This is a genomic window from Haloarcula rubra (assembly GCF_019599465.1).
In the GTDB taxonomy this organism is placed as follows: domain Archaea; phylum Halobacteriota; class Halobacteria; order Halobacteriales; family Haloarculaceae; genus Haloarcula; species Haloarcula rubra.
Map to the genome: position 1 here is coordinate 482946 of NZ_RKLR01000003.1, position 25544 is coordinate 508489.

At 67.5% G+C, this 25544-nt stretch carries 33 protein-coding genes; 15 read left to right on the forward strand and 18 right to left on the reverse strand.

Annotated features, from left to right (window positions below; translation table 11 throughout):
• Window positions 1-12: 12 nt before the first annotated feature.
• The 6 genes from EGH21_RS10755 to EGH21_RS10780 form a co-directional block, all read right to left on the reverse strand.
• Entirely contained in the window at window positions 13-672 is a 660-nt protein-coding gene (locus EGH21_RS10755) for a DUF2238 domain-containing protein (protein ID WP_220618472.1), read from the reverse strand.
• On the reverse strand, window positions 669-1289 hold the full coding sequence (locus EGH21_RS10760; protein ID WP_220618473.1) for a hypothetical protein: 621 nt from the start codon (window positions 1287-1289) through the stop codon (window positions 669-671). Before EGH21_RS10760 ends, EGH21_RS10755 begins: the two co-directional genes overlap by 4 nt.
• Window positions 1290-1331: 42 nt before the next feature.
• Window positions 1332-2246, reverse strand: coding sequence for a metal-dependent hydrolase (locus EGH21_RS10765; RefSeq protein WP_220618474.1), 915 nt, complete (start codon window positions 2244-2246; stop codon window positions 1332-1334).
• A gap of 86 nt (window positions 2247-2332) precedes the next feature.
• Window positions 2333-2866: a mechanosensitive ion channel domain-containing protein gene (locus tag EGH21_RS10770; protein WP_220618475.1), complete on the reverse strand. Its 534-nt coding sequence runs from the start codon at window positions 2864-2866 to the stop codon at window positions 2333-2335.
• 24 nt (window positions 2867-2890) lie between these two features.
• Window positions 2891-3199 (reverse strand): DUF7116 family protein, encoded by a 309-nt coding sequence (locus tag EGH21_RS10775; RefSeq protein ID WP_220618476.1) that lies wholly within the window; start codon window positions 3197-3199, stop codon window positions 2891-2893.
• Between the two features lie 78 nt (window positions 3200-3277).
• A complete protein-coding gene (locus tag EGH21_RS10780; RefSeq protein ID WP_220618477.1) occupies window positions 3278-3517 on the reverse strand; it encodes a DUF5816 domain-containing protein in 240 nt (79 codons plus the stop codon).
• A 381-nt stretch (window positions 3518-3898) separates the two neighbouring features.
• Here EGH21_RS10780 and EGH21_RS10785 point away from each other — a divergent pair, with 381 nt between their 5' ends.
• Both EGH21_RS10785 and EGH21_RS10790 read left to right on the forward strand, forming a co-directional pair.
• On the forward strand, window positions 3899-5257 hold the full coding sequence (locus EGH21_RS10785) for a bifunctional metallophosphatase/5'-nucleotidase (RefSeq protein WP_220618478.1): 1359 nt from the start codon (window positions 3899-3901) through the stop codon (window positions 5255-5257).
• A gap of 32 nt (window positions 5258-5289) precedes the next feature.
• Entirely contained in the window at window positions 5290-5736 is a 447-nt protein-coding gene (locus EGH21_RS10790; protein ID WP_220618479.1) for a universal stress protein, read from the forward strand.
• Here EGH21_RS10790 and EGH21_RS10795 read toward each other — a convergent pair.
• A complete protein-coding gene (locus EGH21_RS10795; protein ID WP_220618480.1) occupies window positions 5706-6719 on the reverse strand; it encodes a mechanosensitive ion channel family protein in 1014 nt (337 codons plus the stop codon). The genes EGH21_RS10790 and EGH21_RS10795 overlap by 31 nt on opposite strands.
• A 77-nt stretch (window positions 6720-6796) precedes the next feature.
• Here EGH21_RS10795 and EGH21_RS10800 point away from each other — a divergent pair, with 77 nt between their 5' ends.
• Both EGH21_RS10800 and EGH21_RS10805 read left to right on the forward strand, forming a co-directional pair.
• Entirely contained in the window at window positions 6797-6973 is a 177-nt protein-coding gene (locus EGH21_RS10800) for a hypothetical protein (protein WP_220618481.1), read from the forward strand.
• 124 nt (window positions 6974-7097) lie between these two features.
• Window positions 7098-7292 carry a DNA repair protein RadA gene (locus tag EGH21_RS10805; RefSeq protein WP_220618482.1) on the forward strand — a complete coding sequence of 65 codons (195 nt, stop codon included), beginning with the start codon at window positions 7098-7100 and terminating at the stop codon, window positions 7290-7292.
• Here the strand turns inward: EGH21_RS10805 and EGH21_RS10810 are convergent.
• On the reverse strand, window positions 7289-8140 hold the full coding sequence (locus tag EGH21_RS10810) for an eIF2B alpha/beta/delta subunit family protein (RefSeq protein ID WP_220618483.1): 852 nt from the start codon (window positions 8138-8140) through the stop codon (window positions 7289-7291). The two genes, EGH21_RS10805 and EGH21_RS10810, sit on opposite strands and share 4 nt — an antisense overlap.
• Before the next feature lie 90 nt (window positions 8141-8230).
• On the opposite strand from EGH21_RS10810, the gene EGH21_RS10815 reads away from it, so the two are divergent.
• Window positions 8231-8665: a type IV pilin domain-containing protein gene (locus tag EGH21_RS10815; protein WP_220618484.1), complete on the forward strand. Its 435-nt coding sequence runs from the start codon at window positions 8231-8233 to the stop codon at window positions 8663-8665.
• Between the two features lie 82 nt (window positions 8666-8747).
• On the opposite strand, the gene EGH21_RS10820 is transcribed toward EGH21_RS10815, so the two are convergent.
• Genes EGH21_RS10820 through EGH21_RS10830 form a run of 3 tightly spaced genes read right to left on the reverse strand, consistent with a single transcriptional unit; the run spans window position 8748 to window position 12412 of the window.
• A complete protein-coding gene (locus EGH21_RS10820; protein ID WP_220618485.1) occupies window positions 8748-10202 on the reverse strand; it encodes an RtcB family protein in 1455 nt (484 codons plus the stop codon).
• A gap of 47 nt (window positions 10203-10249) precedes the next feature.
• Window positions 10250-11344 carry a DoxX family protein gene (locus EGH21_RS10825; RefSeq protein ID WP_220618486.1) on the reverse strand — a complete coding sequence of 365 codons (1095 nt, stop codon included), beginning with the start codon at window positions 11342-11344 and terminating at the stop codon, window positions 10250-10252.
• Window positions 11345-11368: 24 nt separating this feature from the next.
• Window positions 11369-12412 carry a DUF502 domain-containing protein gene (locus tag EGH21_RS10830; protein ID WP_220618487.1) on the reverse strand — a complete coding sequence of 348 codons (1044 nt, stop codon included), beginning with the start codon at window positions 12410-12412 and terminating at the stop codon, window positions 11369-11371.
• A 90-nt stretch (window positions 12413-12502) separates the two neighbouring features.
• Between EGH21_RS10830 and EGH21_RS10835 the strand changes: the two genes are divergently transcribed.
• The 4 genes from EGH21_RS10835 (at window position 12503) to EGH21_RS10850 (ending at window position 15669) form a co-directional block, all read left to right on the forward strand.
• Window positions 12503-12982, forward strand: coding sequence for a GNAT family N-acetyltransferase (locus EGH21_RS10835; protein ID WP_220618488.1), 480 nt, complete (start codon window positions 12503-12505; stop codon window positions 12980-12982).
• A gap of 39 nt (window positions 12983-13021) precedes the next feature.
• On the forward strand, window positions 13022-14200 hold the full coding sequence (gene priS, locus EGH21_RS10840) for a DNA primase small subunit PriS (protein ID WP_220618489.1): 1179 nt from the start codon (window positions 13022-13024) through the stop codon (window positions 14198-14200).
• Complete coding sequence (locus EGH21_RS10845; protein WP_220618490.1) at window positions 14197-15096, forward strand: DNA replication complex subunit Gins51; 900 nt, start codon at window positions 14197-14199, stop codon at window positions 15094-15096. Before priS ends, EGH21_RS10845 begins: the two co-directional genes overlap by 4 nt.
• 84 nt (window positions 15097-15180) lie before the next feature.
• Complete coding sequence (locus EGH21_RS10850) at window positions 15181-15669, forward strand: TspO/MBR family protein (protein WP_220618491.1); 489 nt, start codon at window positions 15181-15183, stop codon at window positions 15667-15669.
• Between the two features lie 11 nt (window positions 15670-15680).
• On the opposite strand, the gene EGH21_RS10855 is transcribed toward EGH21_RS10850, so the two are convergent.
• Entirely contained in the window at window positions 15681-16790 is a 1110-nt protein-coding gene (locus EGH21_RS10855) for a S1C family serine protease (RefSeq protein WP_220618492.1), read from the reverse strand.
• 81 nt (window positions 16791-16871) lie between these two features.
• Between EGH21_RS10855 and EGH21_RS10860 the strand changes: the two genes are divergently transcribed.
• Both EGH21_RS10860 and EGH21_RS10865 read left to right on the forward strand, forming a co-directional pair.
• A complete protein-coding gene (locus tag EGH21_RS10860; protein ID WP_220618493.1) occupies window positions 16872-17132 on the forward strand; it encodes a hypothetical protein in 261 nt (86 codons plus the stop codon).
• Between the two features lie 57 nt (window positions 17133-17189).
• Complete coding sequence (locus EGH21_RS10865) at window positions 17190-17909, forward strand: metal-dependent hydrolase (protein ID WP_220618494.1); 720 nt, start codon at window positions 17190-17192, stop codon at window positions 17907-17909.
• A 9-nt stretch (window positions 17910-17918) separates the two neighbouring features.
• Here the strand turns inward: EGH21_RS10865 and EGH21_RS10870 are convergent, their stop codons facing one another.
• Window positions 17919-18809: an NAD(P)-dependent oxidoreductase gene (locus EGH21_RS10870; protein ID WP_220618495.1), complete on the reverse strand. Its 891-nt coding sequence runs from the start codon at window positions 18807-18809 to the stop codon at window positions 17919-17921.
• 107 nt (window positions 18810-18916) lie between these two features.
• Between EGH21_RS10870 and EGH21_RS10875 the strand changes: the two genes are divergently transcribed.
• Both EGH21_RS10875 and EGH21_RS10880 read left to right on the forward strand, forming a co-directional pair.
• Window positions 18917-19312: an OsmC family protein gene (locus EGH21_RS10875; protein ID WP_220618496.1), complete on the forward strand. Its 396-nt coding sequence runs from the start codon at window positions 18917-18919 to the stop codon at window positions 19310-19312.
• Between the two features lie 72 nt (window positions 19313-19384).
• On the forward strand, window positions 19385-19831 hold the full coding sequence (locus tag EGH21_RS10880) for a DUF5799 family protein (protein WP_220618497.1): 447 nt from the start codon (window positions 19385-19387) through the stop codon (window positions 19829-19831).
• Here the strand turns inward: EGH21_RS10880 and EGH21_RS10885 are convergent.
• On the reverse strand, window positions 19828-19977 hold the full coding sequence (locus EGH21_RS10885) for a DUF7557 family protein (RefSeq protein ID WP_188995439.1): 150 nt from the start codon (window positions 19975-19977) through the stop codon (window positions 19828-19830). The two genes, EGH21_RS10880 and EGH21_RS10885, sit on opposite strands and share 4 nt — an antisense overlap.
• Window positions 19978-20094: 117 nt before the next feature.
• Between EGH21_RS10885 and EGH21_RS10890 the strand changes: the two genes are divergently transcribed.
• Window positions 20095-20877, forward strand: coding sequence for a class I fructose-bisphosphate aldolase (locus tag EGH21_RS10890; protein ID WP_220618498.1), 783 nt, complete (start codon window positions 20095-20097; stop codon window positions 20875-20877).
• A 2-nt stretch (window positions 20878-20879) separates the two neighbouring features.
• Window positions 20880-22007, forward strand: a complete 1128-nt coding sequence (locus EGH21_RS10895) for a hypothetical protein (protein WP_220618499.1) — start codon at window positions 20880-20882, stop codon at window positions 22005-22007.
• A gap of 6 nt (window positions 22008-22013) precedes the next feature.
• Here EGH21_RS10895 and pfkB read toward each other — a convergent pair whose 3' ends face one another.
• The 4 genes from pfkB to EGH21_RS10915 all read right to left on the reverse strand — a co-directional run bounded on the left by pfkB (window position 22014) and on the right by EGH21_RS10915 (window position 25473).
• On the reverse strand, window positions 22014-22928 hold the full coding sequence (pfkB, locus tag EGH21_RS10900; protein WP_220618500.1) for a 1-phosphofructokinase: 915 nt from the start codon (window positions 22926-22928) through the stop codon (window positions 22014-22016).
• Complete coding sequence (glpR, locus tag EGH21_RS10905; RefSeq protein WP_220618501.1) at window positions 22925-23686, reverse strand: HTH-type transcriptional regulator GlpR; 762 nt, start codon at window positions 23684-23686, stop codon at window positions 22925-22927. The genes pfkB and glpR overlap by 4 nt, the downstream gene beginning before the upstream one ends.
• A gap of 85 nt (window positions 23687-23771) precedes the next feature.
• A complete protein-coding gene (locus EGH21_RS10910) occupies window positions 23772-24755 on the reverse strand; it encodes an isocitrate/isopropylmalate dehydrogenase family protein (protein ID WP_220618502.1) in 984 nt (327 codons plus the stop codon).
• A 76-nt stretch (window positions 24756-24831) separates the two neighbouring features.
• A complete protein-coding gene (locus EGH21_RS10915) occupies window positions 24832-25473 on the reverse strand; it encodes a hypothetical protein (RefSeq protein WP_220618503.1) in 642 nt (213 codons plus the stop codon).
• Window positions 25474-25544: the final 71 nt, after the last annotated feature.

A 25544-nucleotide genomic window follows, 5' to 3' on the forward strand; every position in this document is an offset into this window, starting at 1 on the left:
GCTACGGTCGGCCTAGCTGGTTCGCGTCTCCAGCCACCCCTCGACGTAGCCGACGACGTCGGTGAGGTGGGCCGTGCCCCAGACGGCGACGACGACGGCACCGACGGTGTCGAAGACGAGGTCGAGCATCGTGTCGCCGAGGCCGTACTGGGTGAGGATAGTGTCGTTCCCCGACGCCTCGGCGACCAGCGTGATGGTGAACTCGATGACCTCCCAGAAGACGCCGAACGCCATCACGAACAACAGGATGAACACGAACATGAACCGGGGCGGGAGGTAGATCTCCTCTGAGTGGCGGTCGATTGCCCGGACCGTCGTGTAGCCGACGGCGGCGACGATAGAGGAGGAGAGGGCGTGCGTGACGTGGTCCCACCACCAGATGCCGGCGTAGAAGTTCGTCTCCGACCCCGGCAGACCGAGGACACCGACGGCGTGGAGGAACACCGCCGACGTTATCCACAGCGTGAGTGCGGGGTCCAGCGTGATACCGAAGTCTCGTTCGAGCACCGTCGGCAGTTGCGTCACCAACAGACCGACCCCGGTGTTGACGATGACGCCGGTGCTGCCGCGCTCGATACCGATAGCGAGGATACCGACCATCGCGAACGTCATCGCTCGGGAGGCCTGCCGCTGTCGGCGCGAACTGATACCGAGGTAGTCCCGAATCCTCATAGGTCGGGCTGCACCTCCTCGGGGACCCGGGCCGTCCCAATCTGTTGCCGGACGTAGTAGGCGAAGATGACGCCGGCCCCGACGCCGGCGATGGTCGACGCGACGAACTCCCACATGAGTGCGCGCTCGATGGCGTGTTCGGTCAGCGCGGGGTCTAAGATGAACGTCGTCCCGAGTAGTTGGTCGGCGGTCCAGCGGACGACGGCCCAGACGCCGGCGGCGGCCATCGTCGTCACGCCCACGAAGACGACGGCGAACCGCGGCGTCATCTTCACCGGGGTGAACACGTGGAGTTCGACGGCGACGATGAGCGCGATGGCCGCGACGGAGAGGTACGTCGCGAGGTTGCCGGTGACCGGCACCGTCGCGAACAGACGGCCGACGACCGGGAGGGCGGCGAGGAAGAGTATCTCCCACGGGAGCATCGCGTCCCGGTTCCAGAGTAACGTCGGCGGGAGGAGCGCGAGGGCGGCGACAGCGGCCGCGAAGGCGGCCCAGAGGGGTTGGGCGCCGAGCGCGCTGCCGACGACCACCACCAGTAGTATCGCGACGACGGCCCAACTCAACACGGCGTTCGCCTTGCGGTCGCGCAACAACTCGGTCACGTCGGGACTCATGTCCGTCTGGTACGCCCCTGCGTGGAAAACACTATCGGCAGGTCAGAGCACGCCGTACGCCAGAGCGTACGCGAGCGCCGCGACGGTGACGGCCGCCAGTCCGGTGACGAGGGCCTCCAGTGCGTCGACGCCGCGGGTGAACGGCCGGACCGGGGCACCGACGACGCCGATGGCGAGGACACTGAACACGAAGTGGGCGGATTGCTCCAGCGTCGGCGCCGGGAGCATGATGGCCGCGGCGGCGTACCCGGCGCCCAGCGACGCCCGCGGGTTGACGAGCGCGGGCAGGCGGACACCAGTGAGGCGGGCGTACGTCCAGACGGCCAGCCACACCGCCCCCAGTTCGACGGCGAACGCCGCCAGCAGGTGCCCCGTCGGGTCGGGGTGGAGCGCGATTCGCTCCGCGACCAGCACCACGTCGAACGGGTACAGCAGTGCCGGCGGCGACCCGGTGAACAGGTCACCGAAGGGGTGTGAGAGCAGGCCGACGAACGCGACGGCGAACACCGTCCGCGGTCGCAGGTCGAAACGCTGGGTCACGACACCGACACAGAGGCCGGAGAGGACGAACACGAGGACGACGACGGCGCCGACGCTCCCGGTGACCGCGGCCGCCACGGCGACGAGGAGCGTCAGGAGCGACACCGACGCGGCTCTGGCGGGCCGGGTCCCGAGCGCCCACAGGCCGACGGCGACGGCGAGGACCGCACCCAGCACCAGCGAGTGGGTCGGGCCCCGGTGGATGACGTTGGCCGTCTCCCAGAACACGTCCGGGCCGACCGTCTCGACGGAGCGCAGCAACAGTCCGACGGGTGCGTACACCACGTCCACGTCGGGCACGGCGGCGAACAGGCCGCCCACGAAGCCGAGCTGGAGCGCACGCTTCGGGCGCACGTCCAGTCGTCTCGCCCCGAGTGCCACGATGGCGAACGCCAGCAGGGCATGCCCCACGAACATGTGCTCTCCTTCGACGTCGACACTCTTAAGTATCGCGTGTCAACGGGTGTACAACCACACGCAGGGGTAGGCCTCCACTACCCGATTCAGGCGTCGTCGGACACTTTCGTCCAGCGTTTCTCGATGTCCGCGTTGGCTCGAACCACCGTATCGCCCTCCACGTCGAAGCGAGTCTTCCGGAGTTCGATAGCCGTCACCTCCCCCGTCGTGTCGCCCGCGGTGACGGTGTCGCCGGGGTTGAAGTCCGGGTCCCGGAGTAGGTAGACGCCAGCGACGGCGTCGGCGATCATGCCCGAGAGCGCGTAGGAGACACCCAGTGCGAGGAACCCGGTCGCCGTCCCCAGCGACGCGGCGACGAGCGTGAGGCCCACGATAGAGAGGAAGGAGAGCGCGACGCCGAACCAGAGGAAGACGAGGACGATAGTCGCGATGAACTGCCGATACACCGGGGCCTCACCGGGGAGCGCCTGTTCGAGTATCGCTCGCACCGCGAACATGACGACTTTGATAGTCACGGCCGCGATGACCAGAAAGACGAGTCCAGTTATCAGGTCCGGGAGGACCGTCTGGACGTCCGTGAGGAACTGTTCGAGCGCGTCGGCGACGATATTCGTCTGCACGCCCCTACGTCGGCAGGGGCGTCACTAAGTACTGGTCCCGGGACGGACGATGTCGTAGTCGCCGTCCTCCCGGACACCGATGACCGCCCACTCGTACTCGACGTCCATCCGTGTGAGACGTCTGCCGAGTGCCGTCGCTTCCGAGGACCACGTGACGAAACAACGCATGTCACCTGTCTCCGGTAGCGTCTCGTCGTCTTCGAGTACGGTGACTCGGACGACGCGCCACTTGTGTTCTGCCCGCAATCCACTGTCGGTGCGCGACACGGTGTACCCGATATCGTCGAATATCGACTGGGCCTGCTCGCCGAGTGATGTGGTAACGGCCCCCATCTGTCACCGTCTACCAGTGGGGGTAGCATAAACGTTCCCACTCGACAATCAGACGACACGAGAGCGGCCGTCGCGGCGTTACTCGTGGGCCGCGTCCCACTCTTCGGCCTTCCGGAGGTTGCTGCAGTCGTTACAGCGGATGCGACCCATCGAGTCCATCGCGTTGTTGAACGTCTCGCAGTTGCCACAGAAGTAGCCCCAGCGGCGGTCTCTGTCCTCGTCGCGGTAGACGACGTAGAAGGGGCCCTTCGTGCCGATGTCGCCGTCCTCGCGGTCCACGTACAGCGTCGTCCCGTCCGGACCGTCGCGTGCGTCCATACCGGAGTGTGCAGACCCAGCGGCTAAATCACTGCGGTAGTCGACGGCGAGGCGCGGTCACTCCCGATACCGGTTCCGCGTCACTCGTGGCGTCGAGGGGTCGCTACGTCATCGGTCGAGGTACGCCTCGAAACACGTCGGACAGTACTGTAACTCGCCGGCGAGTGGCAGGACGCTTATCAACCTGAACGCGTCTTTACAGCCGCGACAAATAGTTGGCTCACCGTCACCTCTGGGGTTCGACCCATCCATGAGGACGGTACAGTGTAGGGGTTCATAACGCTCTCGGGAAATGGTAACTGCCCTACCAGTTCGCAATCTCGGGCGGCCCGGTCACCCACGGCGGAACGGCTTTGTCGCTCTGTCACGCTACTGAGAGTGATGGGTCCCCGCCTCGTCCACTACTCGGACGTAGAGAACGCCTACGACGACCCCGACCGAATCGGTCGGCTGGCCGGCACGCTCGAATCGCTCGACGGCCCGGACGCGCTGCTCGTCGGGACCGGTGACAACACCGCGCCGGGTGTCCTCTCACTGGTGACCAACGGGCGACAGGCGCTCGACCTCTTCTCGGCCGTCGACCCCGAGTTCGAGACGTTCGGCAACCACGACTTCGACCACGGCCTCGACGCCACGCGGGCCGTCGTCGAGGCGTCGCCACAGACGTGGCTCACCGCCAACGTCCGGGACGGTGACGGGCGGTTCCTCGCCGAGGAGACGGCGCCGTGGGCCGTCCGCGAGGTGGCCGGCACACGGGTGGGCTTCGTCGGCGTCACGGCACCGGAGACGGGCGACGCCAGCCCCGCCGCCGAACCGCTGACATTCACCGACCCGTTCGACGCGGTGGCCGACGCCCAAGCGGCCCTGCGGAACGCGGGCGCCGAGTACGTGGTCGTGCTCTCCCATCTCGGGCGAGCGGACGACGACCTCGCCCGCCGGACCGACGTCGACGTGGTTCTCGGCGGCCACGTCCACGAGCGACGCATCGAACGCGTCGACGGGACCCTACTGGCCCGGCCCGGGTCGAACGGCCACAGCGTCGTCACAGTGGCGCTGGACGGCTCCGAACCCACCGCCGAGTTCAGGACCGTCGACGACGCGGCGCCCGACGAGCGCGTCTCGTCGGCCATCGAAGCCCGACTGGCCGAGACGGGACTGAACGAGACGGTCGCCACCGTCGAGGAACCGATTTCCCGCGACCGGATGGACACGTACGGCGGCGAGAGTCGCATCGGGAACGTCGTCGCAGACGCCTATCGGTGGGCCATGGACACCGACGTCGGCCTCCAGAACGGTGGCGGCGTGCGCGAGGACGAGACGCCGCTGTCGGGTGACGTGACGGTCGCCGACCTCGTCTCCGTCGTGCCGTTCGAGGAACCCGTGGTCGTCGCCGAGGTGACCGGCGCGGAACTGCGGACGCTCTGCCGGCAGGCCAGCGGGCAGGTCGTCCCGTACGGCGAGCCTGACTGGTGGAACGCCCACCTCAGCGGCCTCGAAGTCGTCTGGGACCGCGAGAGTCGGACCGTCGAACGGCTTCACGTCGGCGGCGAGCCGGTCGACCCCGAGGCGACCTACACCGTCGCGACGACGGACTACCTGCTCCACACGCCGGTCGAGTTCCCCGTCCTCACCGGGGCCCACCGCGTCGACGTGGGTGGGCTCCAGTACGAGGTGCTGGCCGACTACGCTCGGAGCGAGGGCATCGACCCGTCGGTGACCGGGCGCGTGGTCCGTCGCTAGGGTTTTACCGCCCGACGCCGAACCGTTCAGCGATGCCACAGGTCGTCGTCCCGGTCCGGTATCCCCTCTCCGAGAACTCGCGTGCCACGCTGGCAGAAGCCATCCGCGTCGCCGAGGAAGGGGACGCGGACCTCACCGTTCTCCACGTCAACCTCTACCAGAACAGCCACAACGTCTCGCGGTCCCAGTTGAAGAGCGCCGTCGAACGGGAGTTCGGTCACCTCCCCCGGACACGGTACGTCGTGCGGTCGGGCATGCTCGTCGAGGAGACGATTCTCGACGAAGTGGCCGCGCAGAACGCCGACGTCGTCGTCATCGGCTCGAAGCAGGTGAGTCGCTGGCGGTCGATGATACGGCGTCTCGTCGACGATCCCGACATCGAGCACTTCCTCCGAGAGGAACTGGACTGCGACGTCGTCACGGTCAGTCCCGACAGCAAGCCCCCGGGTTACTCCGCGTCGCGGTCACCCGGGAACTGAGCGTCGGGCGGCGGACTCCGCGCGGCGTCGTCCTCGGACAGCGACACCTGCATCTCGCCGCTCGTCTCGTCGAAGTACAGGTGCGAGTGGGGGTAAGCTATCTCCACGTCGGCCTCCTCCAGCGCGTCCCAGACGTTGGTCTGGACCTTCGACCGTGCCGTGAGCAGTTTGTACGGCTCCGTCACCCAGTAGCGGAGCGTCAGGAGCACGCCGTGGTCGGCGAACTCGTTGATGTACGCCGTCGGTGCGGCGGGGTAGCGGGCCGCGCCCACCCGGATGTTCGGGCCGCCCTCGATGACGTTGTCCACGTCTCTGGCCGCTCGTTCGACGAGTTGGCGAGCCTCGCCGATGTCGCTCTCGTACGTGACCAGTACGTCCAGGGAGAGACGGGTCCGTGGGTCCTCGGCGGAGTAGTTGACGACGTCGCGGTCCCGCATCGACCCGTTCGGGATGACGAGGAACGTGTTGTCGAGCGTGAAGACTTTCGTGTGCCTGAGCGTGATGTCCTCGACGAACCCGCGCTGGCCCCGGTCGGCCAGTTCTATCATGTCGCCTATCTCGTAGGGCTGGTCGGCCAGCAGGAAGACGCCGGAGATGAAGCTCCCGACGATAGGTGCGACGACGACACCCACCACGGCGGAGAAGACGGCCACCGAGAGACCGATATCCCCGATACCGAGCCCGTAGATACCCATGATGGTCAGCAGGGCGAAGACGTAGACGCCGACCCGGATGCCCCGGAGGACCGTCCGGGTCAGACTGGGGCGACGGAACCGCTGTGCGACGCGCCGGCCGAGCAAGCGGACGAGGAGGCGGGAGGCAGCGATGGCGAGTGCGATGACGAGGAGCGACGTCAGGAGCTGGGCCGCCCACACCGGCACCTCGAACGGGAGCCACGAGAACAGCGACTGCGTCGCCTCGGCGGCCGTCGGCGTGGGGGACGCCGTCGGAGCCTGAAACAACACGACGTGACCGGGACGCATGGCACAGAGTGAACGGTCCCACGAGAAAAACGTTCCCCTCCCAAACCGATTAGACGGCAGCAGACGAGGACGACAGTATGGAGTCAGCCGACAGGACCCGTCCGCACTTCGAGTTGACCGCCGAACCGCCGGACGTCGACACCGAACCGCTGGCGTCGTTCGCCGCCACCGTCGAGGCCCAGTACCGGGCGCTCGCCGAGCGAATGGAGGCGGCCGACGAAGAGTCGGTGCCGGACGACCGAATGTACATGTAAGTTCGTCATAGATGTTCGAATCGGTCAGTAGCACACCCCTGTGAACCATACTCGTCCGTTTCTCGGTAAACAATTAAACAGATTGCCAACAAATACTTCCCGCTCCAGCCCCTCCCTAGAGTCGATGACTACCATCGAAACCCACCCGGTGGACGCCGCTGACAGACAGCGGTCGCCCCACCGCCGTTCGAAGGGCGTGCTGTTCTGCCCGGCCTGTGGCCACGAGAGCCCGATGGGTGGCGACTGGCACGTCGACTGGCGCGGCGACACGCGGACTCGCCGGTGTCCCGACTGCCAGGCGGTCGTGAGCGACCGCTAGTACTCCCGTATCGCTTCGTCGGTGACGACAGAGTCGAGCAGCGACGTCGGCGTCGCGTCGTACGCCGGGTTGGCCACGTCGAACCCTTCCGCCGGTTCCCGCAGGACCTCCGCCGGCGACCGGAACTCGTTCTCGAAGGCGAACGCGCCGTCGACGAACTTCGCGTCCGCGCCGACCACCGTCATCGGGACGCCGGTGTCGTTCGCGGCCGTCGCGATGGGGTAGGTGCCGACCCGGTTGTACAGCGTGTCCTCGACGATACAGTCCATCCCGACGAGCACGCGGTCACACTCCGAGAGGTAGTGGCCCGCGGCGCTGTCGACGACGAGCGTCACGTCCACCCCGTCTCGCTCCGCGAGCTTGCGGGCCATCTTTCGGCCGAGGAACCGCGGGCGCGATTCGGTGGTGTACACCTCGAAGGTGTGGCCGGCCTCCAGTGCGTCGTCGATGGCGTTCAACACCGTCGAGGAGAAGTCGTGTGTCAACAGCGTCTCGTCGTCGGCGATGAGGTCCGCCGCGCGCGCCGCCGCACGCTCTTTGGCGTACTCGACTTCGTCGACGGCCGCCTCGACGGCCTCCTCGGTGAGTCGCTTCGCGGTCGCGACGTCCTCGGGATCGGCGTCGGTGACGGCCTCGACTATCTCTATCTGCGTGGTGTGCAGCGACGCGTGGGACGGGTTGGCCCGACGGAGCGCGTTGCTGTTGCGCTCCAAGGTCCGGAGGTACTCCTCGACGGTCGGAAACTCGCGGTCCGTGAGCGTGCGCAACGCCTTCGCGGCCTTCATCGCCACCGTCGAGGAACTGTGTGTCTGCATCTCCTCGATTTCCTCGACCGTCTCGTCTATCATGTGGGGGGCTGTGACCCGGATCGATATGTGCTTTCCCCTCCGGGGAGCCGAACAGCATTTAACGCCGTCCACCCATGTGGCCGACAGGCAATGGGTGGCCGCAGTCTCGGCGGGGATACGGTGGGGATGTCGGAGTCGATAGGCGTCGGTGTGCTCGTCTTCCTGACCATCTTCGTGACGGCCATCGTGGGGCTGAACGTCCTCGTCGTCGACGAGGACAGCAGCGCCGGGCCGCAGGCGAACTTCACCTACGACTACGTCGGTGAGAACGAACTCCTCCTCGTGACCCACAGCCGCGGCGACGCGCTCGAAGCCGGGAACATCGAGTTCGAGGGACCGAGCAAGACGGTGACGTGGGCGCAACTCGCGAACCGGAACAACACCTCGATGGTCGAACCTGGCGACATCGCACAGTTGAGCAGTGGCAACGCCTACGGCCAGCGAGTGAGCGCGAGAGACACCATCGAGATTTACTACAACCGGAGCGGCAACCGGACGAAGTTGGACGAGTGGAGCGGCGGGTGAGTCATACGGATTGTCGGAGCTGTGTACCGGTGATCGCCGTACCGGTGCAGGCGATACCGGTACGAGACTACGACGATCCGTATCAGCCCTTGACGTTGCAGACGGGGAAGGTTCGGGCGACGCGGTCACCGATGCCCAGCGCGTCCGACACCCGGACGACCTCGTCGACGTCCTTGTAGACGCCGGGGGCCTCCTCGGCCACCGTCGCCCCAGACTGGGCCTTGACGTAAACCTGCTGGTGGTCCCGCAGGTCGTCGCGAACGTCCTCGCCCCAGTACTCCTGTTTGGCCTGCGTCCTGCTCATCAGCCGTCCGGCGCCGTGGGCCGTCGACCCGAACGTCTCGGCCAGCGAGTTCTCGCCCCCGCGGAGGACGTACGAGCCGGCGCCCATGCTCCCGGGGATGATGACCGGTTGGCCCACGTCGGCGTAGGCGTCCGGGAGTTCGGGCCGGCCGGCAGGGAAGGCCCGCGTCGCCCCCTTCCGGTGGACGTACAGTTCGCGGTCCTCGCCGTCCACGTCGTGGACCTCCTTCTTCGCGATGTTGTGGGCCACGTCGTACAGCAGTTCGAGGTCCGCCCGGTCGACGTCGAACAGGTCGGTGAACACGTCCCGGGTCCGGTGCATGACGAGTTGGCGGTTCACCCACGCGAAGTTGATGGCCGCGCACATCGCTCGGTAGTACTCGTCGGCCAGTTGGGACCCCGCCGGTGCCGCGGCGAGTTCCTTGTCGGGCAACTGGGCGAGCAAGTTGCCGTGGCGCTGCTCTATCTTCCGGAGGTAGTCCGTACACACCTGATGGCCGAGGCCCCGCGAGCCACAGTGGACGAGGACGACGATTTGGTCCGGCGAGAGGCCAAACTCCGTCGCCACCTCCTCGCGGTAGACGTCCGTGACCCGCTGGACTTCGAGGAAGTGGTTGCCGGACCCCAGCGACCCGACCTGTTCTTTCCCCCGGTTCTTGGCCTTCTGCGAGACGACGCTGGCGTCGCCCTCGGGGCGGTACCCCTCGTCTTCGCAGTGTTCGAGGTCGGCCTCGGTGGCGAAACCGTGTTCCAGCGCCCAGTCCATCCCGCGTTCGAGGATGGCCTCGACGTCCTCGACAGACCCCTCGTAGACGCCGCCGCCGCCCAGTCCCGAGGGGATGGCCGCGAACAGGCGGTCGACGAGTTCCGCCTCGTGGCCCTGTACGTCGGCGTATTCGAGCGGCGTCGTCAGCATGCGCACCCCGCAGTTGATGTCGTAGCCCACTGCGCCGGGCGAGATACACCCGTCCTCGGCGTCGATGCCGGCGACGCCGCCGACGGGGAAGCCGTACCCCTGATGTCCGTCCGGCATACACAGCGTGTGCTTCTGCACGCCGGGGAGGTGGGCGGAGTTCTGCAACTGTTCGAGTGTCTTGTCGTCGCTAATCTCGTCGAGCAGCGTCTCGCTCGCCAGAACTCGCGCCGGCACGCGCATCCCGTCCGTCGGGGGAATCTCCCAGACGTACTCCCGAACCTGTTCGAGCGTGACCGAACCGGCGTCGTATGTCACCATGTGTGAACGTCCGCCGCGGACGCCCAAATGTGTATGGCCGGGGCCGGTCAGTCGGCGGGGACGACCGGTTCCTCCTCGGCGACGGCCGGCCGACCGAACCAGTGGTCGAACGAGAGCGGCCCGGCCCCCATCGTGAAGACGGCCGAGGCCATCCCGAACAGCGTGATGTGGGCCAACACCGGGTCGTCGGGCAACCCGAACAGCGTCGTCGTGAACAGGACGAACGACGCGGCGGCCGCCCCCCGGGTGAAGAACCCGGCTATCAGCGCGAGGCCGACCAGTATCTCGGTCACGCCCGCACCCACGACCCACATGCCGGGGTCGACGGGGACGACGGCCGTCAGGTCGTACTTCTCGACGACCAGCAGGCCGCTCCCCGGCTCGGCGAGTTTCTGGAACAGGCCCAGATAGACGAACGCGACGCCCATCCCGACCCGCAACACGGTCGGGACGTACGGGCGGAACGGGTCGGTCACGTCGTCTAAGAACGCCTTCAGGTGGTGGACCGGGTCGACGCGACCGTAGTACGTCCCCTCGGTGCTCGCGACTTCCTGTAGCATGTCGTCGGCGCTCGGTCGGCCGCCACCGACGACGAGCAACGCGAGAAAGGCCGGGACGTACTCCATCGCGAGGACGACGCCCGGGTCGACGGTCAGCGCCCAGACGTACGTGAGCAGGCCGACTGCGGTGACGATGCGCGTCGCCAGTCCGAACAGGATACAGAAGCCGAGGCCGATGAACAGCACCCTGACGAGCGGGTTCGCGCTCGGGTCGAAGGTGACCGTCGGCGCGAACAGGTACCCCTGAAAGCCCGCACCGACGAGTGGAAGTCCGACGGCGAGTCGGAGCATCCACGGCACGAGGTCGGCGTAGCCGGCGAGTTTCTCCCGCAGGATGACGATGTCGGTGATGGTCGGGCGGACCCAGAGGTACGCGGTGAGGCCCACGACGCCCGCGAGTCCGGACACGCCGAAGATGGCGGCGTTCACCGGGTTCGAGAGGACGTCGACGAGGAACGCGAGCGCGTCGAGTGCCGCGCCCGGCCCGTCCGTGACGTAGTCGACGTGTGCGGCGGCGGGCCGACTGCCGGCGACGACAGCGACCCCAAACAGAACCCCCGTGACTATCGAACGGCGTTGCATACCCGGGCTTGGGCCACGAGACACCTAATCTTGTTCCTCCTCGTCACGCTCGAGGTCCTGTGGCGTGCCCGCGTCCGGGCCGACGGTTCCCTCTGGGGAGTGGATGTCGGCCGGGTGGTTGCGCTCGTCGCCGAGCGTCCCGTCACCCCGTTCGAGGTCCTCGGGGCGGTCGGCGTCGCTGGCGACGGTCTCGTCCACGTCCTGCCGGCGTGCCATCGCCTCCGGCGTCTCCGCGTGTTCGGGGTCCATGTTCTCGCTGTACGCGGCCTCCCGATCCGGCAAGTCCGTCTCCGGCATCGGTTCGCGCATCGCGCCGGAGGGCTGGTACTGCGCCTGTGCGGGGTGGCCGGCACTGGCCGTCGATTCGTGCGCGCCCAGTGGCGTCGAGACGGACCCCTCTCCGATGGCGACGCCGCTCGTGACGATAGAGCGGATGCCCTCCTCGACGGTCATGTCGACGTCGTACACGCGGTCCATCTCGACGTGGATGACGTACCCCCCCATCACCGGGTTCGGCGCCATCGGCATGAACAGCGTCACCATCTCCCCGTTGTCCGTCGCTTCCTCGATGCTCTCGGGCGTACTGGCGGTGACGAAGGCGACGGTGAACGACCCCTCGGTCGGGTACTCGACGAGGACCACCTCCTTGAAACTCTGCGTGTCGCTGTCCAGCAACATGTCGCTCATCTCGTCGAAACTCGTGTACAGCGACCCGACGCCGGGGATGCGCTTCATCGTCGCGTCGAAGGCAGACTCGATGCGGCCGTTGCCCGAGCGCTGTTCGGCGACGAACCCGATGGAGACGATGCCGGCGAACAGGACGAGGAGTGCGAGTACCTTCAGGAGGACCGGCGACGTCTCCGAGGGCTGAATCTGTGACCCGGTCATCTGGAAGGTGAACGCGACGATGGGGTCGAGCACGTTCGAGAGCGCGTTGACGACGAACCCGATGATGAGGAGCGTCACGAGCAGCGGAATCGTCAGCGCGAACCCGGTGATGACCGCCTGCCGTGCCGTCGTTCGGACCGCCGTCGGGGAGACGCGACTCGGGGGCCGCCTATCTCTCATGCCAGCGAACACGGCAGGCAATCGGAAAAAGTTGTACGTCAGCGTGTCGGGCGGTGGAATTATATTCGTGCCGCTACTACCTGAGTGGCAGTGAGCGTCAACATCGAAACACGGGTCGTCGACCGGGGGAGCGACGAGTACGTCGACGACGCGTGGCGACTCAAGGAGACCATCCGGGAGGCGGACGGTGTGCTCCGACAGCGGCGAGGCTTCTTCAGAAACGCCTACCGCCGTTCGACGGTCTACCTCTATCTCGACCGCTCGTCCGACCGTCTCGTCGGCTTCGCCGCCGTGCGTCGGGACGGCTACATCCTCTTTCTCGCCGTCGACGACGACTACCGCGGCCACGGGTTCGGGAAGCGACTCGTCGCCCGCGTCGCCGAGGACTACGGCAGCGTCACCTGTCACGCGCGCTCGACGAACGAGGCCGCGCTGGGCTTCTACAAGCACATCGGCTTCGAGACGCGCCGCCGCATCGACAACTACTACGAGGACGGCGGCGACGCCTACTACCTCAAACTCGGCGACGACTCGATAACCGACAAACTGTCGAAGTTCCTGCGCGGGTAGGAGAACCCTTTTGAACGGGTCCCCCCAACCGAGTCACCGATGGAAGCGCGGACCCTCGAGTATCTCCGTGGCCGCTTCGGCGACCACTACCGTCGCGCGTCGATAGTGCCGCCGCCGGCCGCCAACGAGCGTGAGTGGGGCTTCATCCCGTGGACCGAAGGCCCCGGAGAGACGATGGTGCGCCACCGCTCGCTGCTCGACCTCGGCGACATCGAGGACTTCCTCGGTCGGAAGAAACCGCGACACGTCTACTTCTCTGCAGGCCGCTACGACGACCCGAGCGCCTCGTCGATGAGCGAGAAGGGGTGGCGCTCCTCGGACCTCGTCTTCGACTTAGACGCCGACCACCTCCCCGCCGTGGTCCTCGGCGAGGACACCTACGCCGAGATGCTGGCGAAGTGCAAGGACGCGTTACTCCGCCTCCTGGACTTTCTGGAGGACGACTTCGACTTCGACGACCTGACCGTCGTCTTCTCGGGCGGCCGGGGCTACCACGTCCACGTCCGCGACGAGTCGATACGCGGCCTCGAACGGGACGCCAGACGGGAGATAGTCGACTACGTCCGCGGCATCGGACTGGAGTTCGAGGAACTGGTAGAGATAGAGACGGTCGCCGGCACCGCCGGCCGGTCCAGCCCCGCCGAGAAGCGGACGCTCACCACCGAAGGCGGGTGGAGCGCGCGCGCCCACCGCCACATCATGTCGGAGGTCGACGCGTTGCTGGAGATGGACGACACCGACGCGCTCGAACGGTTACAGCAGTACGAGGGTATCGGCGAGGGGAAGGCGACGGCCGCCCTCAACGCCGCCCGGACCAACTACGACGAGTTGGCCGCGGGCAACATCGACGTCCACTCGGCGTTCTACCAGATCTCGAAGGTGCTGGTCCACGAGGTGGTGGCCAACGACAACGCCCCCATCGACGAACCGGTGACGACGGACACGAACCGGCTCATCCGCTTGCCCGGGTCGCTCCACGGCGGGAGCGGCCTCGAAGTCCAGCGCATCGACCGCGACGCGCTCGACGCGTTCGACCCGCTGGTCGACGCCGTGCCCGACACCTTCCGGGGCCACGAGATTACCGTCGAGGTGACCGACGGCGGCCTCGTCGAACTGGGTGGGGATAGCTTTACAGTGGAGGCGGGTAATCACACAGTACCAGAGCACGTGGGCGTGTTCCTCATGGCCCGCAGCCGCGCAGAGAAGGGAGCAGAATGAATCTCGACGAACTCCAATCGGTCCAGTCACGCGAGCGCCAGACCGACCAGCTCCAGCAGTTGCGCTCGACGTTCTACGAGGAGGCCGGCCAGTTCGTCAACCAGCTCCGCGAGGAGCGAGAGCGCGCGGCCGACCGGGCGGACGACCCGTTCGACTCGCCGGAGGTCAACCGTCTGACCGACGACATCAAGACCGCCGAGCAGACCGTCGAGGCCATCTACGAGCGCCGGGTCGGCAAAATCGTCAAGATGGCCTCGCTCGCGGCCGCCGACATGCCCACGGAGGACGACGGCCTGACACAGGAGGAACGTCATCTCTTCGAGACGATGGTCGAGGCCATCAAGGAGAACCGTCAGCACGTCCTGGACGTCATCGCGGGCGAAGCGCCGACCGGCGCCGTCGGCGACGGCGAGAGTTCGACGACGCAGCCATCGGCCGACGACGCCGGCACGGCGACGGAGGACACGACGCCCGCCCCGCCGTCCGACGTAGCGCCCGACGCCCCCCAGCGGACCGCCGACGAAGCGGAGTCGGGCGTCGACGCCGCGGACCTGATGGGTGGTGGCGGGACCGACTCGTCGGACGGGGCGGCGACACCGAGCGACGACGACGCGCCCGAGGCCCCGACTCCGCCGCCCGAGGAATCCGACCCCGACCGACCACCGACCGAGGCCGCAGTGGCCGCCGACCGTGAGGACGCCCCGCCGACCGAGACGCAGGACGAGAGCGAGGCCGACGACGTGGCCAGAAAGACCGTCCGCATCACCGACGACGTGGGCGAGATATTCGGCGTCGACCAGCGCGAGTACGACCTCTCGGCCGACGACGTGGTGACGCTGCCGGCCGACAACGCCGACCCGTTGGTCGAACGGGACGCCGCAGAACCGCTGGAGTGAGCAGTCCCTCTCGTTTCTTCGAGCCCGGAACCGTCGCCGAGTGACGGGCGTAGCTATACGTCACACTCCGTCGAATCGGTCCTCATGAGTACGAAAACGGCACTCGGCCGCGGCGACCTGCCCGGCGCGCTCGCGGCAGTCGTCCTCGTCAACGTCGTCGGGGCCGCCCCTGCCGCCCTCGGCGGCCCGGACACCGCGTGGTTCCAGAGTCTCGTCAAGCCAGCTATCTACCCACCGCCGTGGCTGTTCGGCGTCGTCTGGACGACGCTGTTCACGCTCGCGGGCGTCGCGCTGTACCTCGTGTGGCGGGCGAACGCGGGCCGGTCCCGGACCATCGCGCTGGGCCTGTTCGTCGCGCAGATGGCGCTCAACGTGGCGTGGACGCCGACGTTCTTCCTGGCGCAGGACCTCACGCTCGCGCTCGGCGTCGTCCTCGCCCTGTTGGCCCTGTTGCTACCGACCGTCGTCGCCTTCTCCCGGGTCAGTCGGCGGGCCGGCCTGCTGCTCGTCCCGTACCTGCTGTGGGTGGCGTTCGCCGCCGTGCTGAACTACCGCTTCGTCGTCGTCAACTGACGGCCGACCGCTCAGGGCCGGGGTCGCCGGCCCAGTTCGAGTTCGACCGTCTCCGTCTGGCCGTCGCGCACGAGGGTCACGTCGATGGTGTCGCCGGGGCTGGTCTCGAGTGCGAGGAACGTCGCGAGCGCCTGTCGGGTGGGCGTGCGCGTGTCGTCGAGCCGCCGGACGACGTCGCCGCCGACCGGGACCTGTGTGTTGTTGATGGTCTCGCTGTCGTCGCTGCCCTGCAGGACGCCCTCGGAGGGGCCGCCGTCGACTATCCTGTCGATGTAGACGCCGGAGGCACGCCGGAGCCCGTTCGCCTCCGCGACGAGCGGGTCGACGCTCTGGAGCGTGACGCCCATGTAGGAGTGGCGGTAGGTGCCGTCCTCGACGAGCGCCGGGACGACGCGGCGGGTGAGTGCGGCCGAGATCGCGAAGGCGACGTTGTCTCCGCCCCCGGCGTTGATGACCCCGAGGACGTTGCCGTCCAGATCGACGAGCGGGCCCCCGCTGTTCCCGGGGTTGACCGCCGCGTCCGTCTGGATGGCATCCGCGATGGAGAAGTTGTTCGCGCCCCGGAGCGTCCGGTCGACGCCGCTGACGATACCCTCCGAGACGGACCCCGAGAGACCGAAGGGGTTGCCGATGGCGACGACTCGGGTGCCGACCGCCGGGTCGCCGTCGACGAACGAGAGCGGCGACACGCCGTCGGGGACGTTCTGTGTCTCAAGTACGGCGAGGTCGCTGTAGACGTCGGTGCCCACGACCGACACCTCTCGCCAGCCGGTGTCGGCGAAACGAACGTAGTACTCGCTGCCGGGCGCGACGACGTGTTGGTTGGTGACGAGGTACTCGTCGCTGACGAGGAAGCCGCTCCCCTGTGCGGCACGGCCCCTGTTGGAGAGGACCTGAATCGAGACGACCGAATCGGCCACCTCCCGGTAGACGTCGGTGTACACGCTGCCGCTCGACTGCGTCGCCTGCTGAGATTGCTGGAGGGCGGACTGGGACGAGGAGTTCGTGTCGGCCCCCGCAGAACTGTCCACCTGTCCCGGCGCCTGACAGCCCGCTGCCCCGGCGAGTGTGACCCCGAGAGCGCCGAGAAACCCCCGGCGCGAGAGTCTGTCGTTAGCCATACCGACGTGTTAGGAGAGCGACCGAATAAAGCCACGGTCGGGGGGCACAAACTACTATATCTCGGCTACAAAATGGGACGTATGGCAGACGCGTCACAGGACTCGACTCCCGCTCCCGGCTTCGTCCTCCCGGGGCTTCGGTGTGCGATGGAGATGGCGCTGGTCGGGACTATCGTCGCTCTCCTCGGTCTTCCGACTGACGAACCGATGGTGCTCGGCGTCGTCCTGCTGTCGACGCTCGTCGGGATGGTCGTGGTCCTCTTCTGGGCACTGAACCGACACATGCGTCGCTGGATTCGGTACGCACAGGGGAAGCCGACCACGCTGACTATCTTCGACTGACCGTAATCAGTTGCGGTGTAGTCTTAAGTGCGAGCCACGAGTACCACTGGTCGACTCATGGAACTCACATGGCACGGCCACTCAACGTGGCACGTCAGCGTCGACGACACGGACCTGCTCATCGACCCGTTCTTCGACAACCCGCACACCGACACCGACCCCGAGGAACTGGACCCGGACTACGTCCTGCTGACACACGGCCACGCCGACCACATCGGCGACGTGGACCGCTACGAGGGGAGCGGCCTCGTCGCGACGCCGGAGCTCGTGGAGTACTGCGAGGACAACTTCGGCGAGTTCGACGCCGTCGGCGGCATGGGGATGAACCTCGGCGGCACCGTCGAAATCGGCGATGCTTTCGTCACGATGCACCGCGCCGACCACACCAACGGCATCGACACCTCGTACGGGACGAGCGCCGGGATGCCCGCTGGATTCGTCATCTCCGACACGAAGCCCACACAGGTCAGCGACGAGGAGTCCACGACGTTCTACCACGCCGGCGACACCGGCCTGATGACCGAGATGCGCGAGGTCATCGGCCCGTACCTCGAACCGGACGCCGCGGCACTGCCCGTCGGCGACCACTTCACCATGGGCCCGATGCAGGCCGCCATCGCAGTCGACTGGCTAGACGTCGACACCGCGTTCCCCATGCACTACGACACGTTCCCACCCATCGAGATAGACACGGACGACTTCGTGAAAGAAGTGAAAGCGGCCGGGAGCGACACCGACGTCGTCGTCCTCGAGGGCGACGAGTCCTACGACCTGTAATCGCCGTCCTCAGTCCTCCCGGACGCGGACGTCGGCCACCTCTTCGAGCGGTTTCACGACCGCCGCGATGTCCTCGTCTCCGTAGCCACGGGCACGCGCCGCACTGAACGCCTCGCGGGCCGCGGCCGTCTGTGAGAGCGGGACCCCGACGTCGCCGGCGCGGGCGAGCGCCAGCGAGAGGTCCTTGTACTGGTAGTCGACCGGGAACCGGGCCTCGAAGTCGCCGTCGGCGATGGCCACCCCCTTGCCGGCGAACAGCGGACAGTGCAGGCCGCCGTTCTCGACGACGGTGCGCATGTCGGCGACGTCGAGGCCGTTCGCCCGGCCGAACACGAGCGCCTCGGCGAACGCGTTCATCGCGTTCCCCAGCAGGAGGTTGACGAACAGTTTCATGTTCGTCCCCTGCCCGACGTCGCCGCAGTGGACGACCGGGTCACACATCGCTTCGAGAACCGGGCGCACCGCCTCGACCGCCGCCTCGTCGCCGCCCACGAGGCCGACCAGCGTCCCCTCGCGGGCCGGCCCGACGGTCCCGGAGACGGGCGCGTCGACGAACCGACCGCCGGCCGCCGCGACCAGTTCGGCGGCGGCCACCGTCTCCTCGTAGGCGATGGTACTCATCTGGACGACCGTCGTCGCCTCGTCGAGGCCGTCTAAGACCCCGAGGTCGCGTTCGAGCACCTCACCGACGGCGTCCCCGTCGCTGACCATGAGACAGACGACGTCGGACCGTCTGGTCAGGTGTTTCGGCGAGTCGGCGACGGAGACGCCCGCCTCGGCGAACGGCTGTTCGCCGTCGGTCGTCCGGTTGTAGACGACGACGTCGAACCCCGCGTCGTCGAGGTTCCACGCCATCGGCGTTCCCATCGCGCCGAGACCGATGAAGCCAACGGTCGTCATACGCGACTGTTCGGGCGGCAGCGGCTTCAATCCGGTGTCGGTGCGCGACCGGCCGGAAACACTATCGGACAACGTTTACGGTGCCGGGCCGAGAGTTTCCGAGTGGTATGGCAGACATCGAAGTCACCAGCACGTGCGAGGAAGGCTACACGACCGAGAGCGTCATCAACGGCGAGTGGGAACTCGTCGTCGACGCCCTGAGCAACGACGGCCCGTCGCCGAACGAGGTGCTGGCCGCGGACTACGCGTCCTGTTACATCCCGGCCCTGCGCGTGGCCGCCGACCAACACGGCTACGACGACATCGGAGCCGTCGAAGTCGAGGTAGAGGCCGACCTCGACGAGGACGACGACCTCGAAGCCATCGCGTTCCACGTCGAAGTCGAGGAATCCCTCGGCGACGACGAACAGGAAATCGTCGAACTCGGCGAGGACATCTGTCACGTTCACTCTGCGCTTCGCGACGAACTCCACGCCGACATCGCTATCGAGTCCGGCGTCTGAGACCGCCGACTGGCCCGGAATCACTCTGGTCGCCGGGAAACGCTCATGGGAGAGGCCCGCCAACGGTCACTCATGAGCGACAACGACTGGACGGACCGCATCGCGGGGGAGCGGATGGAAGTAGACCGGTTGTTCAACGACCAGGTCACCGCCTCCTCTTTCTCGAGCCAACAGTGGGGCCTCGTCATGACGGCCGTCGAATTCGAAATCGAGGGTCCGGAAGACCCCGAGACGGCGCGCATCGTGGCCGACACGTCGAAACTCCCGAGCATCATGCCCGAACTCGACCGCATCGACCAGCAACCCGGGATGGGGCAGCAGTCCGGCGGTGGCGGGAGCGGAGGCGGTGGCGGCGGCCTCTTCTCCGGCGTCAAGGACGCACTGGGACTCGGCGGCGGCGGGGCGGACCAGAACACCGAGGAAGCGGAGGAACTCGCCCAGCGGTACGCCGAGAAGTTACAGGAGAAACTGGAGTCGAACGGACGCTGGCAGGCAATCTGTAAGCAAGCGACGGACTAGTACTCGTCGCCGCCGTGAAACAGCGTGAGTTCCTCGGCCTCGTAGATGTTGATGAGTTCGGTGACCAGTTCGTCGTAGGACTCGTCCTCGACGCGCAGGTCGTCGAGTCGCTGGACCGTGTCCTCGTCGAGTTCGACAGTCGGCATGGTCGCGGGTTCCCCTCGCGGACACTTAACGTTCGGGGACGTGCAGAAACGAACTCGGACAGTAGTAAAAAATCACAACCGAAAACTGTTAATGTGCGTTCTGGGTAGCGTTTCGATATGCGACCTGTAGCAGACTCGCCGCTCGTTCGCAACGACAAGACGCTCGTGCTAGCCCACGACCACGGCCTCGAACACGGGCCGAAGCAGTTCGGCGGCGTCGAGGAGCGCCTCGACCCCCGTGAGGTGTTCGAGATGGCGACCCACGACGCCGTCACCGCACTCGCCGTCGGCAAGGGTCTCGCCGAGACGTACTACCCCAGTTACGAGGACGACGTGAACCTCCTCGCGAAACTCAACGGCGGGTCGGACCTCTGGATGGGCGACCCCTACTCCGCCCACAACTGGTCGGTCGACTACGCCGCCGACCTCGGGGCCGACGCCATCGGCTACACCATCTACCCCGGCGTGAACAAGGAGCCCGAGATGTTCGAGGACTTCCGGCCGGTACAGGAGGCGGCCCGCGACCACGACCTCCCCATCGCGATGTGGTCGTACCCGCGCGGGCAGGCCGTCAAGGAACACCGGAGCCGGGACATCATCGCCTACGCGGCCCGCATCGGGCTGGAACTGGGCGCTGACTTCACGAAGGTGAAGTACCCACGCAGCAAGGAGGCGATGTCACACGCCGTCGACGCCGCCGCCGACAACCGCGTCCTGCTCTCCGGTGGGTCGAAGACCTCCGACCGCGACTTCCTCGAACTCGTCGCCGACTGTATGGACGTCGGCGTCTCGGGGCTGGCCGTCGGCCGGAACGTCTGGCAGCGTGACGACCCCTACGACATCCTCGACAAACTCGACGAGGTCGTCTTCGAGGGTGCCAGCGCCGACGACGTCCTGTAGGTATGGACGAGGCTACACGCCGGGCGGTCACGGACGCCCGCGAGCAGTTCCCCGACGCCGAGGCGCTCCCAGAGGCCGTCGACCGTGGCCGGGTCGTCTTCGGCTTCGACGGCTACCTCGACCGGGTTAGAGAGGTCGTCGCCGACCGAATCGACCCGGACACCTACGAGCGACTGCCGACGATAGCCGCGTTCGGCGAACGGGTCGACGACTCGGTGGCGGCCGACAGTTCCCTCACGTTCGAGTGGCTCGAGAACGGTCGACGGACCGGCGGCCACACCTGCCACCTCGCCCGTGCCTTCGGGGCCTGGGCGTTCGACCCCACGCTCGTCGGGATGTACGGCGACCCCGTGCACGATGCGTTCGAGGCGGAGTTCGGCGAGTACGACCTCAACTCGATGGGTGCCCCCGGCGTCACCGACGCCGTCGAGTTCGACGACGGCAAACTGATGCTGAGCGAGATCGGCGACACGATGCGACTGGACTGGGCCGCCCTCGACGAGCGGTTCGGCCACGACCGGTTGGTCCAGCGTCTCGACGGTGCCGACCTGCTGGGGATGGGTTACTGGTCCGAAGCGCCGAACCTCCCCGACATCCTCGACGGCCTCCGTGACGTCTGGGACGACGTCGAGTCCCCACCGGGCCACGTCCTCGTGGACCCGGGCGACGTGCGGAAACTCGACGCCGACCGCCTGCGTGCGGGGCGTGACGCCATCGGTCGGCTGGACGCGGTGACCGACGTGGTCGTCTCCTCGAACCGCGCCGAGACGGGCGTGCTGGCCGACGCCTTCGCGGGCGAGGCCGAGCGAACCTTCGAGGCGGCCGCCGAGGCCGTCCACGAGGCACTCGACCCGACGTGGTTCGTCGGCCACGGCGTCGACCGCTCGGTCGTCGTCTCCCCGGCCGGGACCGACAGCGTCTCCGTGCCGGCGGTCGAGGACCCCGAACTGACGACGAGTTCCGGCGACCACTTCAACGCCGGCCTCGGCCTCGGTCTCGTGACGGACCTCTCGCCGGCGGCGGCCGTCGTCGTCGGGAACGCCGTCGCTGGACACTTCGTCCGCACGGCCGACCAGCCCTCGCTCGGCGAGGTCCGGTCGTTCGTCGACACCTACGACGAGAAGTTCTGACTCGGGTCAGGCGTCCAGTTCTCGGACGCTGACTCGTTCGCGTAGCCCGTCGAGGTCCGCGAACGACGGCACCGCCGTCCCGGCTTGTTCGACGAGACGCGACGAGACGGCGACGCCGTTCTGGAGTGCCGCGGCGTCGTCGGCACCCGCCTCCCACGCCGCGAGGACGCCCGAGAGGAGGGCGTCGCCCGCACCGACCGTGCCGACCACGTCGACGTCCAGCGCCTCGGCGTGCAGCAGTTTCGACCCGGTGGCGAACACCGCGCCATCCCCGCCCATCGACGCCAGTACGCGGTCGAACCCGCGGTCACGGAACGCGTCGGCCGCGCGGGCGCACCCCTCGACGGTCGAGACGTCTGCGCCCGTCGCCTCGCCGAGTTCCTCGCGATTGGGCTTGCACAGCGCGTACTGCTCGTCGAGTTCGCGGAGGGCGCGCCCCTCCATGTCGACCACGGTGTCCCACTCGCCCGCCGCGGCGACGGCGTCGACGTCGGCCAGCGACACGCCCGGCGTGAGACTGCCGCTGACGACGACCTGGTCGGGGTCCTTCGCCCGAATCCGGTCGACGGTGGCGTCGACGGCCGCGGCGTCCACCTCGGGGCCGTCGTGGTTGAGTTTGTACTCCGCGTCGGTGGCGATCGCGGCGGTGTTCAACCGGGTCGTCCCCTCGACGTCGACGAAGGCCGTCTCGACGCCGTCGGCCGCGAGTTCGTCCCGGATGAAGTCGCCCGTGAACCCGCCGAGGACGCCGGTCGCGACACAGGGCGTCTCCAGCGCCGTGAGATACTGGGCGACGTTGATACCCTTCCCGGCCGCGTCGAACCGCGCGTCGGTGGCCCGCATGACGCGGTCTGGTGTCATCGGTTCGTCGAACTGAATCGTCTGGTCGACTGCTGGGTTGAACGTGACTGTGACTATCATGTACTCACTCCTTCGACGACGACGTCGGCCTCCGCGAACGCGTCCGCGAGGGCGCTCGGCAGGTCACCGTCCGTGACCACCATGTCCACGTCGTCTAGGTCCGCGAACGAGACGAAACTCCGCTCCCCGAACTTCGAACTGTCCGCGACGAGCACCACGCGGCCGGCCTGTTCGACCATCTGACGCTTGACCTCGGCCTCGTCCTCGTTCGGCGTCGACAGGCCCGCCTCGGCGTCTAGGGCGTTCGTCCCGAGGAAGAGCAGGTCGAAGTTCGTCCGCTCTAAGAACGACTCCGCGGTCGGCCCGACGAGCGCCTTCGTCCGGGCCCGGAGCGTCCCGCCGGTCGACTTGACCTCTACCTCCCGGTTCGAGAGTTCCATGGCGAGTTCGGGCATGTTGGTCGCCGCGACGTAGCCGCTGTCGGGCGCGGCGCGCGCGACCTCCATGGTGGTCGTCCCCGCGTCGAAGAAGACGACCTGCCCGTCGCGTATCTCGTCGCTGGCCCGCGCGGCGATGGCCTGTTTGGCGTCGAGTCGCTCCACCTCTCGCTGGTCGTAGGACCGTTCTGTACCGACCGACGACGCCGGGACGGCCCCACCGTGAGACCGCTCGATGCGGCCTTCGGCTTCGAGGTCACGGAGGTCACGTCGGATGGTCGCCTTCGAGAACTCCAGTTCGTCGGCGAGGACCGCGACCGAACAGCCGTCTCGCTCTGTCACTAACTGGACGATGGTCCGCTTGCGTTCGGCCGGGAGCATGCTGTTTCCCGTGATTGTTTCGCTTCGGTTTTACCACTTTCTATCGACTGGTGTGCGTTTGTGCGCGAAAAGGCGTGGTCGACCGCTACAGTTCGTCGACGATGGCCGCCGTGACCGCCTCGGTCGACGCGTCGCCGCCGAGGTCCGGGGTCCGCGGCCCGGACTCGAGGACGGTCTCGACGGCGTCGCGAACGCGGGTGCCCTCCTCGTCGTAGCCCAGATGGTCCAGTAGCATCGCCGCAGAGAGAATCATCGCCGAGGGGTTGGCGATGCCCTCCCCCGCGATGTCGGGGGCAGAGCCGTGGACTGGTTCGAACAGCGCGTTCTCCTCGCCGACGTTGGCCGACGGGAGCAGGCCGAGTCCGCCGACGAGACCGGCCGCGAGGTCCGACAGCATGTCGCCCGCGAGGTTCGGGCAGACGACCACGTCGTACGCCTCGGGCGTCATCACGAGGTGCATCGCCAGCGCGTCCATCAGCGCCGTGTCGTACTCCGCACCGCGGTCCTCGGCGACGGCCTCTGCGGTTTCGAGGAACAGGCCGTCCGTCTCGCGCATGACGTTGGCCTTGTGCGCGATGGTGACGTCGTCGTAGTCGTTCTGCTTCGCGTAGTCGAAGCCGAACTCGGCGATGTCGCGGGAGGCCTCCTCGGTGACGACGCGGGTCAGCGTCGTCACGCCGTCGACGATTTCGTCCTCGATACCGGCGTAGACGCCCTCGGTGTTCTCGCGGATGAACACGATGTCGGTGTCCGGTTGGACCGCGTCCAGTCCGGGGTACGAGCGCGCCGGCCGGACGTTGGCGAACGACCCGACGACGTCGCGAAGCGGGAGGATGACGTCAGCGGCCGTCTCGCCGGCCGCGCCGAACAGCGTCGCGTCGGCGTCGGCGGCGATGTCACGGGTCTCTTGTGGGAGCGCCTCGCCGGTCTCGGCCTTCACGGCGTCGCCGGCGTCGGCCTCGACGAAGTCGAAGTCGACCGTCTCCAGCGCCTCCAGTACCTCGACGGCGGCGGGCGTGACTTCCTGCCCGATACCGTCGCCGGGGATGACTGCAATCTCGTGTGTCATGTGCGCCGAGAGGCGGGCACTCGGTGAAAGTGGTTCGGTTCGCGGGCGTCTGACGGCCGGCGTCCCGTGGTCGTGCTCAGCCCTGTCGGGCCAGCGTCACGCCGATGTCGTGTTCGACGAGCAAGAACACACCGAGCGCCGCGAGACCGACCGCCGCCGGGTCGACGCCACCGAATCCGAGCGTCGCCAGCAGGTCGGTGAACTGCTGGCCCTCGAACACGAGCAACAGCCACACCGTCGCGCCGACACCCTCGACGAGGCTGAATCCGACCGTGTCGAGGTTGAGCGTCTCGGAGAGCGGCGCCTCACCGCGGAGGACGTTGTCCTCTACGCTGTGCTGGGGGACGAGCAACACCGTCAGGACGACGCCAGCGACGAGGATGCCGTCGACGCCGCCGAGTTGGTCGGCGATGCCCAACCAGAGCCCCCAGAGCAGTGCCTCGGAGACGCTGACGCCCGCGATGCGCGTCACCGGGAACGACAGGGAGAGGCCGTTCACGGTGGCGTCGGTCAGTACGTGTTCGACCACGAGGCCGAGCGTCAACACGGCGAGGCCGATAGCCGCCGGGCGAGAGATGACCGGCGCCCCCTCTACGAGCGCCAACCAGAGCCCGAGCGTCAGTGTCTCGACGACGGTGAACCCGACCATGAGGAACGTCCGGGCCGTGGCCTGAAGCCCTGTCAGCGATTGCATCTGCTTGGCATCGAACGTGGCCATAGCGCTCGTCTAGTCGGTCAGGGTTTAGTTAGACGTCTGCTAAGGCGGGGGAAAGGGGTGGAGCGACGTCG

Coding starts and splice junctions, on each gene's coding strand:
- EGH21_RS10755 (WP_220618472.1), bottom strand. CDS start 672: ATGAGGATTCGGGACTACCTCGGTATCAGTTCGCGCCGACAGCGGCAG.
- EGH21_RS10775 (WP_220618476.1), bottom strand. CDS start 3,199: ATGGGGGCCGTTACCACATCACTCGGCGAGCAGGCCCAGTCGATATTC.
- EGH21_RS10765 (WP_220618474.1), bottom strand. CDS start 2,246: ATGTTCGTGGGGCATGCCCTGCTGGCGTTCGCCATCGTGGCACTCGGG.
- EGH21_RS10815 (WP_220618484.1), top strand. CDS start 8,231: ATGGGTGGCCGCAGTCTCGGCGGGGATACGGTGGGGATGTCGGAGTCG.
- EGH21_RS10870 (WP_220618495.1), bottom strand. CDS start 18,809: ATGACGACCGTTGGCTTCATCGGTCTCGGCGCGATGGGAACGCCGATG.
- EGH21_RS10810 (WP_220618483.1), bottom strand. CDS start 8,140: ATGATAGACGAGACGGTCGAGGAAATCGAGGAGATGCAGACACACAGT.
- EGH21_RS10805 (WP_220618482.1), top strand. CDS start 7,098: ATGACTACCATCGAAACCCACCCGGTGGACGCCGCTGACAGACAGCGG.
- EGH21_RS10885 (WP_188995439.1), bottom strand. CDS start 19,977: ATGCCGACTGTCGAACTCGACGAGGACACGGTCCAGCGACTCGACGAC.
- EGH21_RS10865 (WP_220618494.1), top strand. CDS start 17,190: ATGGAACTCACATGGCACGGCCACTCAACGTGGCACGTCAGCGTCGAC.
- EGH21_RS10825 (WP_220618486.1), bottom strand. CDS start 11,344: ATGCAACGCCGTTCGATAGTCACGGGGGTTCTGTTTGGGGTCGCTGTC.
- EGH21_RS10890 (WP_220618498.1), top strand. CDS start 20,095: ATGCGACCTGTAGCAGACTCGCCGCTCGTTCGCAACGACAAGACGCTC.
- EGH21_RS10880 (WP_220618497.1), top strand. CDS start 19,385: ATGAGCGACAACGACTGGACGGACCGCATCGCGGGGGAGCGGATGGAA.
- EGH21_RS10845 (WP_220618490.1), top strand. CDS start 14,197: ATGAATCTCGACGAACTCCAATCGGTCCAGTCACGCGAGCGCCAGACC.
- EGH21_RS10855 (WP_220618492.1), bottom strand. CDS start 16,790: ATGGCTAACGACAGACTCTCGCGCCGGGGGTTTCTCGGCGCTCTCGGG.
- EGH21_RS10860 (WP_220618493.1), top strand. CDS start 16,872: ATGGCAGACGCGTCACAGGACTCGACTCCCGCTCCCGGCTTCGTCCTC.
- EGH21_RS10910 (WP_220618502.1), bottom strand. CDS start 24,755: ATGACACACGAGATTGCAGTCATCCCCGGCGACGGTATCGGGCAGGAA.
- pfkB (WP_220618500.1), bottom strand. CDS start 22,928: ATGATAGTCACAGTCACGTTCAACCCAGCAGTCGACCAGACGATTCAG.
- EGH21_RS10760 (WP_220618473.1), bottom strand. CDS start 1,289: ATGAGTCCCGACGTGACCGAGTTGTTGCGCGACCGCAAGGCGAACGCC.
- EGH21_RS10895 (WP_220618499.1), top strand. CDS start 20,880: ATGGACGAGGCTACACGCCGGGCGGTCACGGACGCCCGCGAGCAGTTC.
- EGH21_RS10795 (WP_220618480.1), bottom strand. CDS start 6,719: ATGCGTCCCGGTCACGTCGTGTTGTTTCAGGCTCCGACGGCGTCCCCC.
- EGH21_RS10850 (WP_220618491.1), top strand. CDS start 15,181: ATGAGTACGAAAACGGCACTCGGCCGCGGCGACCTGCCCGGCGCGCTC.
- EGH21_RS10780 (WP_220618477.1), bottom strand. CDS start 3,517: ATGGACGCACGCGACGGTCCGGACGGGACGACGCTGTACGTGGACCGC.
- EGH21_RS10820 (WP_220618485.1), bottom strand. CDS start 10,202: ATGGTGACATACGACGCCGGTTCGGTCACGCTCGAACAGGTTCGGGAG.
- EGH21_RS10915 (WP_220618503.1), bottom strand. CDS start 25,473: ATGGCCACGTTCGATGCCAAGCAGATGCAATCGCTGACAGGGCTTCAG.
- glpR (WP_220618501.1), bottom strand. CDS start 23,686: ATGCTCCCGGCCGAACGCAAGCGGACCATCGTCCAGTTAGTGACAGAG.
- priS (WP_220618489.1), top strand. CDS start 13,022: ATGGAAGCGCGGACCCTCGAGTATCTCCGTGGCCGCTTCGGCGACCAC.
- EGH21_RS10785 (WP_220618478.1), top strand. CDS start 3,899: ATGGGTCCCCGCCTCGTCCACTACTCGGACGTAGAGAACGCCTACGAC.
- EGH21_RS10800 (WP_220618481.1), top strand. CDS start 6,797: ATGGAGTCAGCCGACAGGACCCGTCCGCACTTCGAGTTGACCGCCGAA.
- EGH21_RS10875 (WP_220618496.1), top strand. CDS start 18,917: ATGGCAGACATCGAAGTCACCAGCACGTGCGAGGAAGGCTACACGACC.
- EGH21_RS10830 (WP_220618487.1), bottom strand. CDS start 12,412: ATGAGAGATAGGCGGCCCCCGAGTCGCGTCTCCCCGACGGCGGTCCGA.
- EGH21_RS10790 (WP_220618479.1), top strand. CDS start 5,290: ATGCCACAGGTCGTCGTCCCGGTCCGGTATCCCCTCTCCGAGAACTCG.